The organism is Enterococcus ratti (assembly GCF_001886195.1).
Classification (GTDB): domain Bacteria; phylum Bacillota; class Bacilli; order Lactobacillales; family Enterococcaceae; genus Enterococcus_B; species Enterococcus_B ratti.
This window is the reverse complement of the sequence record NZ_JXLB01000010.1, coordinates 91907-105001: the sequence shown is the minus strand read 5'-3', so window position 1 is coordinate 105001 and position 13095 is coordinate 91907. Positions and strand designations below refer to the sequence as shown.

Annotated in this window: 11 protein-coding genes; 4 read left to right on the top strand and 7 right to left on the bottom strand. The window is 32.8% G+C overall.

The window, feature by feature from the left end; genetic code table 11:
• Positions 1–280: 280 nt before the first annotated feature.
• The 3 genes from RV14_RS06440 to RV14_RS06430 all read right to left on the bottom strand — a co-directional run bounded on the left by RV14_RS06440 (position 281) and on the right by RV14_RS06430 (position 3479).
• Positions 281–616: an ArsC/Spx/MgsR family protein gene (locus tag RV14_RS06440; RefSeq protein WP_071855477.1), complete on the bottom strand. Its 336-nt coding sequence runs from the start codon at positions 614–616 to the stop codon at positions 281–283.
• Positions 617–656: 40 nt separating this feature from the next.
• On the bottom strand, positions 657–1061 hold the full coding sequence (locus RV14_RS06435; RefSeq protein ID WP_071855472.1) for a Spx/MgsR family RNA polymerase-binding regulatory protein: 405 nt from the start codon (positions 1059–1061) through the stop codon (positions 657–659).
• 216 nt (positions 1062–1277) lie between these two features.
• On the bottom strand, positions 1278–3479 hold the full coding sequence (locus tag RV14_RS06430) for an ATP-dependent helicase (RefSeq protein WP_071855471.1): 2202 nt from the start codon (positions 3477–3479) through the stop codon (positions 1278–1280).
• A 178-nt stretch (positions 3480–3657) separates the two neighbouring features.
• On the opposite strand from RV14_RS06430, the gene RV14_RS06425 reads away from it, so the two are divergent.
• Complete coding sequence (locus RV14_RS06425; RefSeq protein WP_071855470.1) at positions 3658–4359, top strand: YoaK family protein; 702 nt, start codon at positions 3658–3660, stop codon at positions 4357–4359.
• 136 nt (positions 4360–4495) lie between these two features.
• Here RV14_RS06425 and RV14_RS06420 read toward each other — a convergent pair whose 3' ends face one another.
• Positions 4496–4702 (bottom strand): hypothetical protein, encoded by a 207-nt coding sequence (locus RV14_RS06420; protein WP_071855469.1) that lies wholly within the window; start codon positions 4700–4702, stop codon positions 4496–4498.
• 693 nt (positions 4703–5395) lie between these two features.
• Here RV14_RS06420 and RV14_RS06410 point away from each other — a divergent pair.
• Together RV14_RS06410 and RV14_RS06405 are read left to right on the top strand one after the other, a co-directional pair.
• A complete protein-coding gene (locus RV14_RS06410; protein ID WP_071855467.1) occupies positions 5396–5677 on the top strand; it encodes a WxL protein peptidoglycan domain-containing protein in 282 nt (93 codons plus the stop codon).
• A gap of 11 nt (positions 5678–5688) precedes the next feature.
• Positions 5689–5955, top strand: a complete 267-nt coding sequence (locus RV14_RS06405) for a hypothetical protein (protein ID WP_071855466.1) — start codon at positions 5689–5691, stop codon at positions 5953–5955.
• 260 nt (positions 5956–6215) lie between these two features.
• On the opposite strand, the gene treC is transcribed toward RV14_RS06405, so the two are convergent.
• From treC to RV14_RS06390, 3 genes are all read right to left on the bottom strand, one after another.
• On the bottom strand, positions 6216–7844 hold the full coding sequence (gene treC, locus RV14_RS06400) for an alpha,alpha-phosphotrehalase (RefSeq protein WP_071855465.1): 1629 nt from the start codon (positions 7842–7844) through the stop codon (positions 6216–6218).
• A gap of 394 nt (positions 7845–8238) precedes the next feature.
• A complete protein-coding gene (locus tag RV14_RS06395) occupies positions 8239–10950 on the bottom strand; it encodes an ABC transporter permease (RefSeq protein WP_071855464.1) in 2712 nt (903 codons plus the stop codon).
• 10 nt (positions 10951–10960) lie between these two features.
• Positions 10961–11662, bottom strand: a complete 702-nt coding sequence (locus RV14_RS06390) for an ABC transporter ATP-binding protein (protein ID WP_071855463.1) — start codon at positions 11660–11662, stop codon at positions 10961–10963.
• Positions 11663–11961: 299 nt separating this feature from the next.
• Here RV14_RS06390 and rbsR point away from each other — a divergent pair, with 299 nt between their 5' ends.
• Complete coding sequence (rbsR, locus tag RV14_RS06385) at positions 11962–12987, top strand: ribose utilization transcriptional repressor RbsR (RefSeq protein WP_071855462.1); 1026 nt, start codon at positions 11962–11964, stop codon at positions 12985–12987.
• Positions 12988–13095 lie beyond the last annotated feature (108 nt).

Genomic DNA, 13095 nt, shown 5'->3' with positions numbered 1-13095 from the left:
GTGATTCTTTTTAAAAGACTTAGTTATGTTATCATAAATTTTTATACCAGTCAAGAACTTTTTAATAGGGTTTTAAAATGTTTAATTTAGAAAAACTAAAAATTAATAAAAAAGAATATAGCATGTCATTTTACACCTGTCAACAAGTATCTAATGCTTTCAATTTATTTCTTTGCAAATTCATACAAAAAAGGAAACGAATAATCATTCATCTCCTTTCATTTCTTATTCTATTTTTGTACAGTTCCCATTTTTCAAAAACCAAGTTCCTTTTAACTCTTTATTCATTATTTACAATAAGTTTTTCCATCAGTTTTTCATTGAACCCTACAAACAATCCATCATCAATAATAATCAGTGGTCGCTTGATCAACTCTCCATGTGTTTTACACAATACAGCTAATTGTTCTTTCGTAAGAGTCGATAAATCAATTTTCAGTTTTTTGAAGCCTTGTGACCAAGCAGCGAATAATTGTTCCGCATGAACTTCATCAAAATTACATAATTCCTTTGCTTCTTTTGTGGTCAGTTTCCTTTTGTCTAAGTCAATAAATTGATAAGAGAGTTGATTTCCTTCTAACCACTGCGTTGCTTTTAAATACGTCACACAATGCATTGGCCCATAGATTTTCACAAGCCTCCCCCTTTTCTTGAGACTAGCTGAATATACTATTTTGCATATAAATCATTTTTCGTGCGACTGAGCGAATTTCTCTTGGCACAAATGAACGGATTTCATCTTCATTAAATCCGATTAATATTCTTTTTTCATCAATTAAAATTGGACGCCTTAACAAAGAAGGATATTCTTTGAAGAGCATGATCATTTGTTTTAACGTTAGCTCATTAAAATCAATCGCCAATTTTTCATATATTTTTGAGCGAGTAGAAATAATATCTTCAACACCTCCATTAGTAGCTGCTAATATTTCACGTATCTCATTTTCTGTTATTGGCTCTGCGAAAATATTCTTTTCTTCAAAATCCAATCGGTTTTCTTGTAACCATGCCCGTGCTTTACGACAAGAAGTACAGCTAGGCGAAGTATATACTTTTATCATCCTCTCACTCCTTTTTAATTATAATCCCATTCTAACCGAATTTTATAAAAAACACCAATTATTAGCTATAAAAATTCATTTTTTTTATTTTAAAGCTATAAATACTTACTTTTTTGCGAAAAAACAGTATTTATAACTTTAAAAAAATTATAAATATTAAACTAAAAAAAACGATACTATAATAAAAATATACTTATATCATCATTTTTTATGTGATTAATTGCTTATTTTTTTAATTTTACATCCTGTCTCTCTAATAAATCTCGAAACCTTCAATTTTTTATTTCCTTTCATTAAAGGAATGCAAAAATACAATCGATTTCTTGCTCTAGTCATTGCTACATAAAAGAGACGTCGTTCTTCTTCCACTGTTGTTATATGTTCTGCTTCTAATTGCTCTTTCTTTATCGTTTCCTTCGAGCTTGCACCACTATGAGGAATCAATCCATCATTGCAGCCAATCAAGAAAACATTCCGATAGCTTAATCCTTTGCTTCTATGAATACTTTGAATACATAATGCATCTAGTTTTCCCTGTCGATAAGCAATCAAACGAGTTTTTAATTGTTGAACAATTAACTCTATTTCTTTTTTTAAGTGCTTTAATTGGTCAAACGTCGAATACTGTCCAAGCGTTTCTAGCAACCACTCCTGTTCATTTCGCTCGATTTCTTTTGTCGGACGTATTAGTTTCAAGTACCTTTGAACTAAGTGATCGAATCGCTGCCCATTCTTTTGATCAAAAGAATGGAGTTCTTCAATAAATAAACGAATTTCTTTTTCCCACATTTTTAGCTGCGGCTTCACTGATACTATATATCTTAGTACATTTTTTTCTTTACTTGAAAAAAATGCATCACATTCTGCTTTTTTAAGATAGCAATTCTCCATTAACTGACGCAGTAACTGGTGGAAAGCATATAACTTCTTTTGAGGTGTGGACGCTTCTTGCCACTCAAAGATTTTTTGATAAAATTGTTGAAAAAGATCTACACTAAATATCCCTTCATATGGGCTCTCTGCCTCTAATACAAAAGGAATATCTGTCTGGAGTAAATCTTGTATCAGTTGTTGCGTTTGCAGAAATGATCGATATAAAATAATTGATTCTTTGTATTTCCCATCGTCTTTTACGAATGTACAAATTTGGTTTAGAATCCATTTACTTTCGTTTTTTACATTTTCAAACGAATAAGCCTTTATAATCCCCGCCTCTTTTTGAGCTGGAATCATTGCTTTTTGAATACGATCGTTTTTATTGAAAGTAATTAAGCGATTGGCTCCTTGAACAATCGCAGCCCGTGAACGGTAATTGGTTAACAAAAAAAGTGTTTTCGTTGGCAATTCCTGGTCAAACTGCTTAATATAAGAAGGTTCAGAACCTCTAAAACCATAAATGCTTTGATCATCATCTCCAACAACAATTAGCTTTATGGGTGTTCCTTTAATAATTAAACGTATAATTTCCCATTGTAAAGGATTCGTATCCTGAAACTCATCAATAAACAAATAATCATATTTTTCTCCAACATGTTTTCTAATTTCTTCAACTTGTAACGCATTTTTCAAGTTTTGCAGCACATCATTAAATTCAAAAAGATGTTGTTTCTTTTTATGAACCTGAAGATCTACCATTAAACGTGTCATTCTTTTAGAGATCGGCATTGCTGCTCTTTGTTCAAGTGAGTCAAAATTTTCTTCAATTAATCGGATGATTTCTTCCATAGATAAGTTCATATTTTGCCAATAGTCAAGTCGTGCTGCTATATTTTTTTCACCGGTTTGATTAAACAGATACAGATTGTATTTTCGAATAAGTTGCTGCATCAAACCATTAATCTTATAGGATGTTTCTTTGGAAATTTCTCCTTGTACCCCTTCAGTTGCAACTTCTGGAAATTGTCGGCAAATCTCATTGTATAGACGAAAAAAAATACTATGAAACGTACCTATATGAACATTTGTTTTTCGTTGACTAAAATTATCTACTCGCTTTTTCAATTCATTTGCGGCATTTCTTGTAAAAGTAATCATCAATATACGCTGTTCTTCTACTTGATTTTGAGTCATTAAATAGACAGCTTTTGCACAAATCGTTTGGGTTTTTCCACTCCCAGCACCGGCAATAATTCTTAGATGCTTGGCCATATTATAAGTAATCGCAGCTTTTTGTTCATAATTAAATCGATGATACGACTGTTTTTCTATCGTATTAAAAAATGAAGGCTTTTTATTTTCTATGTTTTCTTCACCAATTAGCCCGGGAGCTTCTCCATAGGCTGTTTCATAACTTGCAATAATTTCTTCTTGTATCCGAAAAATTTGTTCAAGCTTTTTATATTTCTTTTTCCAATGATTGATTTCTCTTTGCAAGCAAAGAATTTCTTTTTCATTCCCTTGATTGATCGTTTTTCCCATCTTTCTATCTATAAATATCTTCTAGTTTTCTTTTATACTAACAGACCTTTCTAAAAATTAAAATGGCTTTGATCTTTACTTTTCTTTCTGAAAATTATATATAAAATTCCCGAAAAACAACCAAGTGTTATGTTAGAATAAAAAAGAGAAACTATTAAAGGTGAAGGTGAATAAAAAAATGAGTATTTCATTTCATGAAGGACGAAGTGTCGGACTACTACTATCTTTTATTGGCGGTGCTATGGATAGCTATACGTATATTCAATACAATGCATTTGCTTCTGCTCAAACTGGTAATATCGTATTAGCAATCATCCAAACTTTTAATGGAGAGTGGTTAAGTGCCGGAAAAAAAATACTATCTACGATCTTTTTCTTTTTAGGTATTTTACTGACGAAGTTTATGATCGATTATTTTAAAAAGAAAGAAAAACATTTCTGGCGGCTTTTTATTCTTTATTATGAAGCCTTAATCTTTTTCTTAGTCAGTCTCTCACCTATTAATATTCATCCTTCTATTGTAACCATTATGATCGCATTTACTGCGGCTATTCAATGGGTTTCTTTTGATAAAATTAATGGACGTGCCTATACTAATTTATTTACGACCGGAAATTTAAAAGGAGTTGCTACTAGCTTATATGACTATTGTGTAACAAGAAAAAAAGCTGATTTTGATCATTTTTTTCATTTTTTTACTGTCGTCCTTGCTTTCATTAGCGGTGCCATTAGTTTAGTCGTCTGCCATCATTTATTTGATCGTGCTGCTATTTTGCTGGTTGCTTTTCTATTTTTAATGCTAGCAATCGCCCAAAGCATCCAAATATGGCAATTTTATCACCGTCAATCCAACATGTTAAAAAATAAAACATGGAAGTAACTGACTGTAAGGTAATTTATTTAAGACTGCTTCTTTTACTCTAAACACTTTTTCTACAACTTTCTGCACAAAAAATGGGCTAAATAACAGAAAAATTCCTCTAAAGTTCTAGCCCATTTTCTTTCGCTATTGAATTTCATTCCATTACAGCATTTGATTTACGAACGACGAGCTGCCAATGCAAACTATGTGCAGTATTCTTTTCTTCTACTGCGCATTTTGTCACTCGAATCATCACACTATTTTCATAGATTTTTTCAATTTTTCCTTTTACAGGTGCATCAAATAAATCAGAAACAAACGCATAGGTCTCACCTATTGCAAAAATTTGTTTATTTTCCATTTTCATCCCTCCAGAATTTTTAAGAACAATAATTATTTAACATAATTTGGATAAAAGGACACATAATGCTCATAAAAAGGGCGTTTTATGTCAAATTTGTTCATTTATTATCCACTTCATAGATAAGATAGGCGGAAAAAGTGTTTTAAGTGAAATTTTTGACTATTTTTTTACAATTTTGATGTTAAAACAATCAGTTATGATAAAAAGGCTAATTCTTTAGAATAAGAAATCTTTTATTTTAAGTTTATCTTCGTAATTTCCCCTTATGAGTGACAGTCTGATCCAAAATGTTCACTATAGTGATACTGAAATATCGACAGCCACTACACTGGTTGTAACAAAAGACACAAATATTATTGGTGCAAACACGGATAAAGTTTCAGTTGAGTTACAATGTTGAAGGCTTGAAACGCTTCAAACTTGTAACTCAACGATCAGTTAATTGACTAAAGGTCCAAACTAGCTTGTAAAATAATCTATGGATGAACTCAACGTGAAATGCCTTATTTTCAGTTGAAAAAAGAACAAAATGAAGAAAATTATTCTTTTACTATTTACATTTTAGAAATAGGATTAATCAGCTGGGATGTGTGGTCGGATCAAACAAACAACTCACAAGAAGTGTATTGCGTTTCCCCATTTTTTCTAAGTATCAAACAAAGAGAATCAATAGTTTTTGATACACATTAAATGCCTATTAAGCTAGAAAAGTTTAGTGTCTTGATAACTAATGACCGCACACAAGCCAAAGCATATGAAATTCAAGTAAATAAAGCAGGCACAAATAAAAACGACATTATTGATCATTCCGATCAGTCTACGGAAAGAACAACAAAATATAAATTAACTGAAATGATCCAAATGCTTAAAAAAGTGACTGTTAAAGTAAAAAGCAACAAAAAAACTGAAGGAAGTTTCAGTTTTCCAGAAAACTTCATTCGACAGAATTTTAATAACTGGTATACATTCTAGAGATAAAAACAGTGGAAACAAAGGTCGCTATTTCTGATAAAATTGTTTATCATATTCCTTTTGTTATCCGAGGAGATGAAGAAGCAGCATTATTAAAAGAAAATGTTTTTCAAATAGAGATGAGAAACAAAAACAAGCAAACATTGAACAGATCAATGGAATTTCAAAAAAATTTCTGCATCACTGCACAAGAATCTAAAAAATGCACTAAAGAGCAATCAAGCAGCTGGTCATTTGGTTTGATTACCATTTCATTGCATTATTCTTACTGCTTGTAAAATTTTGCTTATTTCTTTGCAGTAAATGTACTCTGCTGTGTAGAAAGGTGATATTTGAAGCACTAACGTTGTGAAAAATACATTCAACAGTAATTCCATTCTCATCACTAAAATTAAATAAAAGAGCAATTTAGAAAGATTGTTCGCTCTTTTTGTTGACAGTCCTTAAAACAAGTGGAAGCATGCAGCCGTCACAACGGTATCTGCATGCTTCCACTTGTTCTTTCAAGACATATCTTTTCTTTTTGATTAACTGTTTTTTATTGAATAAAAAGAGCAACTGCTTGGTAAGGATTAAGTTGTAATTTTTCTTGGATTACTGTCTCTGAATAGTTATCAATTAGCCGCTTAGCATTCATAAATTCTTTAGGGATCACAATTGTTGTTTTTACGTCATAAAAATTTGTCAAAACCAATAGCTTTTGTTCTCCCAGTTGTCTAAGAAAACTGTACACATGTGGATGATTACGCCCATAAGCCTGATAGTCTCCTATAGCAATCACTGGGTATTGTTTACGTAACTGAATCAACTTTTTATAATAGGCCAAAATAGATTTTTTAGAAGAACATTCTTTTTCAACATTAATTTCTTCATGTTTTGCTGCCAGTGACAACCAAGGAGTTCCAGTAGTAAAGCCAGCTTTTTCGTCTCCATTCCATTGCATAGGCGTCCTCGAATTGTCTCTTGATTTCGCTTTAATTCGGCAAAACGCCTCTTCTTCAGAAAAAGCTTGATCAATCATCGTTTGGTAAGCATTCAAGCTCTCCACATCCACATATTCATTAATATGTTTAAAATCAGGATCAATCATCCCAATTTCTTCACCCATGTAGATATAGGGTGTTCCACGATTTAAGTGGATCATTGTCGCCAACATTTTTGCTCCCTGTTTACGGTAATTGCTGTTATCAACAAATCGATTAAGTGCTCGCGGTTGATCATGATTATTTAAGAATAAAGCATTCCAACCATTTCCTTTGCTCATTTCTTCCCCCCATGTATGGAACAAGCTTTTGAAGGCTTCAAAATCAAAAGGAAAGGTACTCCATTTATTTCCATTTTCATAATCAATTTTTAAATGATGAAAGTTAAAGACCATTGACAACTCATTGCGACTAGGTTCTGTATACAAAATACAGTTTTCAATCGTTGTGGAACTCATTTCTCCCACTGTGATAATCTCAGGATCTTTTCCAAATGTTTCTTTATTTAATCGTTGAAGATACATATGAGTAATCGGTTTATCTGTATATTCTTCTTTTCCCTGATTGTTGGGATTATTTTTTAGTTCTTCGTCTTTTCCAATAACGTTTATCACATCAAAACGAAACCCTTTTACACCTTTATCCATCCAAAAACGAACAACTTTAAATAGCTCTTCTTGAACAGCTTCATTTCGCCAATTCAAATCAGCTTGTGTCTGATCATACAAATGTAAATAATATTTTCCAGTACGGCCAAAAGGAGCCCAAGCACTGCCGCCAAATTTAGAAAGCCAATCTGTTGGTCGATCTCTTAAAATAAAGAAATTTTGATAAAAACAATCACCCGCTAAAGCTTTTTGAAACCATTCATGTTCAATAGAAACATGATTTAATACCATATCAAGCATGATTTCTATTCCATAACTTTTTGCTTGCGCCACTAATTCCTCAAAATCTTTCATTGTTCCAAAAATTGGATCAATCGCTGTATAATTTGAAATATCATATCCATTATCCTTTTGTGGACTTGGATAAATAGGATTTAACCAAATCATATCTATTCCTAATTCGTATAAATAAGGTAATTTTTCTTGAATTCCCTTTAAATCACCAATGCCATCACCGTTACTGTCATAATAAGATTTAGGATAAATTTGATAAATTACTTTATCGTTAAATGACAAACTTCTTCGCCTCCAATCCGTTCTTCCTCAAACTTATATATACAAGTTTGCAAAGCTTATTATAATGGAAAAGGAAGCGATTGTAAATTATTGATGAACACACATTAAGCAAACTGTTTGACTGAAGTGATAATCGTAATTACCTTTCCTATATTCACTTTTTAAATCGATTCCATAAAAAATCATAAGTACCTATGAAATAAAGCAAAGACAGTGTAATACTTGGTACAAATAATAGGAAGAAACTTATTTTTTCACCTTCCCTCCTTTTTGACAACCTAGAAAATAATGAAAAAGTCGAAACGAACAAAAACTGGTAAATCATTTTTATGCGTTTCGACTGCTTTTCTAAAATACATTTTAAACGCATACCTTAAAAAAATTTCTTGTTTATTTACTCGTTTGATTTCAAGGCATCAATCATATGAATATGCTTTAGCTTAGAGTGAGTAACTATCATTACGATGACGGTAAAAACAATCGTTAATACAGCAGAAAGAATGTAAGCTTTCCAAGTAATTATCAGTGGGAATATGACCGTTTCCATTGACGCTTGCTGTAAAATAAAGTCAGTTAATACGTACCCTATGCCAAATCCGCCTATAATCCCAATTAAGGTAAAAATAATATTTTCTCTAACAATATACATTGTGACTTCTTTATCAAAAAAGCCCAAGACCTTAATCGTTGATAATTCACGAATCCGTTCAGAAATATTGATGTTAGTTAAGTTATACAACACAATGAAAGCTAATAAACCGGATAAGACGACAAAAATCATAACAACTGAATCTAAATTGGCAAGTGATTCTTCTTGTGCTTCAATTTGCTTAGAAACAAAGGACGTATTCAACACCGCACCTTTTTTTAGCAACTTTTCCGCTAAACTGTTTTCTTGTTTTTTAGTCATCGACTTGGTTTGAACTAAATAAGCATTGGTTATTACTTTTTCACCTGATATTTTTTTGTAGTAAGTTGGGGTTAAGTAAATAAAATTACCTAAATAGTTTTGCAGAATGTTTTTTACTGTCACGTGCCATTCTTTTTGTTTACCTGTGTACAATGAAATCGTCTCTCCTTGAGATAAATCAAACAATTCTGCGGCTTTTTGAGTAATAGCAATTCCCGAATCTGACAAATGGGCGGATTGACCATTTTGCGAAGTTAAGTAAATAAACGGTGAAAGTTGTGTAACGTCTTTTGGTACGATCATCGTTAAACTTTGTGCTGCTTGACCTTCTTTCCGGAGTTCAATCGTTTGCATATCGACTGCCAACAATCCTGTCACTTGTGGATCTTCTGTTAATACTCGTTTCGTTTTTGTCTCATTTTGATCTATTTCTTTGTCGAGTGTCACAATCACTTGATAGTTTGTAATCGGTCCAAACTGTTTTTCAGAAACCGCACTTAAAGAATTTTTTAGTCCTACCCCTGCTACCATCAATCCCGTACATCCAGCAATGCCGATGATAGCCATAAACATTCTTGATTTATAGCGAAACAAATTGCGATAACTAATTTTTTGATTAAAACTTAACCGAGACCAAAGCGGTGTAAGATACTCCAACAGAATTCTTTTCCCCGGTTTTGGTGCTTTCGGTTGAAGAAGCGTCGCAGGTCTTTCCCTTAAATCCTTAAATAAAACGAGCATTGCTGCACCAAATGCAGCAATAAAAAAAGCAATAGCCGCTTGGAGTACCGGATGCCAATCATAAAAAATTACTGCTGAGCCAATGTCATACCGTTCATTGGACAATTCAAAAATAATTCTTGGTAATAAATTCGTACCTAACACGGATCCTAAAATAATTCCCAGTCCTGAAGCAAGACTTGCATAAATCGCGTATTTTTTAGCAATTTCAAATTTAGTATAGCCGAGTGCTTTCAAAGTACCAATTTCTCTACGATTTTCTTCGATCATTCTTGTCATTGTCGTAAACGTGATCAAAGCAGCGATAAAGAAAAAAAAGACTGGAAATACATTCGCAATAGCTGCAATTCGTTCGGCTAAATCACCAAATTCTTGAAAGCCAACATTATCTGAACGTTCTTGAAAGCGATAGATGGGCTTTTCCAAACGCTTGATTTTTTCTTCATTTGCTTTGATTTGTTTTTGAGTTTCTATTAATTTTTCTCGTTGTTTCATCACTTTTTCTTCTTGCGCTGTTAGCTGTGTTTGTTGAGAAGATAGCTCGTTTATTGCTGTTTCTCGCTGAAATTCGGGCAATTGTTCCATCATTGCACGTTGCTGCACTAATTGTGATTTTGCTAATTTAAGTTGGTTACGGGCATCATTTATTTGTTTTTGACTAATCAGAACTTGTTGTTTGACTGGCTGCAAGGATTTCATTGCTTGTTTCTTTAATTCGTTTAAACGAGCTTTCGCTCTATTTCGAAAGACTGTTTCAGTAGTTACTCTGTTTTGTTCCATTTTGTCTTGGTATTCTTTACTGTAGGTGTTAAGAAAAATGACATTTTTAAACGTTAAATAAATGACTGAATAAATGGTCGTGTTAAATTCTTCTTCAGGTAAATAAACAAAATAATCAATGGATCCATTTCCTATATTGGCATAACCTCGTTCTAAATTGTTGACAAATAACGGAGAACGAACAAAACCTACGATTTTGTATGATTTGTTTTTTACTTGATCAGAATCAATTGTATAAATGTCACCAATTTTATAGCCGGATTTTTGGGCTTTTTCATCTAATACAAGTTCTTGATTTTTTTTAGGTAAATGACCTTCAACTACTTCTAGCCGGTTTTGTTTATTGACTGCAGCATAAGAAAAAACTTGTATCACTTCATTTTTAGTTGAATTTAAATAGTAAAATTGCTTACTCGTTTCTACTTGTGCATTCGGAATTTTTTTAGCTTCTGCATAATCTTGATTTGTTAGACCAGCACTTGAAATGATTTGCAAATCAGAAAGATTTTCTTTTTCAACGTATTGATCCATCGTTTTTTGCATAACTGGACCGGCTGTTTTAACACCGACAAATAGGAACGTTCCTAGCATGATAATCAAAACGATTGCTACAAATCGTCCTTTTGATTGTTTGATTTCTCTGAAGCTTGCTTTGAGATACGTTTTTGTTTTCATAGGTTCCTCCTTACCATACAATCTCATCAATTGTTGAAGGATGCTCGTTGACTTCAATTGACCGAACCTTTGCATCGTTCATTTTGATTACTCGATCAGCCATCGGAGCCAACGCAGAATTGTGCGTAATGATCAATACAGTATTTCCATGTTTTCTACTGGCATTTTGCAACAACTTTAAAATTTGTTTCCCGGTTTCAAAATCTAATGCGCCTGTGGGTTCGTCACATAAAAGTAATTTGGGATTTTTTGCCAAAGCTCGTGCAATGGATACACGTTGTTGCTCCCCCCCAGATAATTGGGAAGGAAAATTATCTAAACGATGAGCGAGTCCAACTTGTGTTAATACTTCTACAGGATCCAATGCTTGGGGTGAAACTTCTGTTGCTAGTTCAACATTTTCTTTTGCCGTTAAATTGGGAACTAAATTGTAAAATTGGAATACAAAACCGACATCCATTCGACGATAAGCAGTTAGCTGTCGATCATTAAATTGAGTGATGTCTGTTTTGTCAATAATAATTTGTCCTTCATCTGGTTTATCCATCCCGCCTAATAGGTTTAGAACCGTTGATTTACCTGCGCCGCTTGGTCCTAAAATAATAACCAGCTCCCCTTTTTTTATCGAAAAATTTACCTTGTTGTTCGCAGTAATTATGGTTTCTCCCATTTTATATCGCTTACATTCATTGATAACTTCTACATATTCCATGATTTCTCTCCTATCTTTAACTCCAACGATAATTCCTTTCTTTTATTTTACCACTGAAAGAGATCAGACTAAAGTTATGGGCTACCATGCATTGACAAATGTAGAAATGATGTGTTATTTACATAAAAAACAAGTAATGAAAACTTCTCTTTTTAGTAAAGAGCGCTCCCTTCCCATATGCATGTTTAATGCAAGAAATTCTTCTATAATAAACAGCAATTGGTACGTAGCTATTTTTTCATTTACTTTCCTTTTTTTTTATGGAAAAATAAGGAGACTAGTTAGATAGGAGTATCAGAATGAAAAAAAAGAAAATAACTATTAAAGATGTAGCAAAGCATTCTGGTGTCTCAATTGCTACCGTTTCACGAATTTTAAATGGCAATGAAGAAAAATTTAATCCACAAACCGTAAAAAAAGTCATTGCATCCAAAGAAATTCTTGGCTATCAACCAGATTATTTTGCTCGTCAATTAATCACGAAAGAAACAAAAACGATCGGAGTACTTGTACCCGATATTACAAATCCTTTTTTTAATACTTTAATGCGAGGCATTGAAGACGTTTTGTACCAACAACATTTTGTGACTATTTTATGTAATGCTGATTCCGATCATCAAAAAGAAATTAAGTATTTATTGGAGCTGACACGCCGAGGAGTCGATGGTTTTATTATTGCTACTTCGGCTGTTTCTACTTCAACAATTAACGAAAGTTTAAGACAACAAAACCATCCTTTTATTGTCTTAGATCAGAAAAAATCAGAAGGATTAAGCGACTCCGTACGAACTGATGACTTTCACGGTGGCTATCTTGCTGGTATTCACTTACTTACTTTAGGTCATCAATCAATAGCATTGGTTTATCCACAAGCTCCACCAGAAAACGTTTATCGAAGAATTGAGGGATTTAAACAGGCATTGGATTCACATCACCTCCTTTACAAAAATTTACATGTATTTCCTACTCATTTTTCTAAAGAAGGGGGATACCAAGTGACTTCTCAAATTCTTCGATCCCCTGTCACAGCAATTTTTGCTTTGAATGATGAACTAGCTTTTGGTCTTTATCGCGGCTTGGAAGAACATGGGAAAAAAATTCCAGAAGATTATAGTATTATTGGATACGACAATGTAGACATGTGCGAATACGTCAAACCAAAATTGACAACGATCGCCCAGCCAATTTTTGAATTAGGTCAATCTGCCGCTCAATTACTTCTAGAACGTATCCAATTTCCTAACAGAGAGTGTACAGAAAAATTATTGCCAGTGAAATTAGAAAAAAGGGCCTCGACAGACTACGTAAAAAGAAAATATGACTAAACTATGAAGAAAAAACTAAAACATCTTGAAAATAACCTTATGTTTTAGTTTTTTTTATGTTTTACGGTCGTTATTTTTATAAATGCTTTGTAGAATCTCCTATCTTTT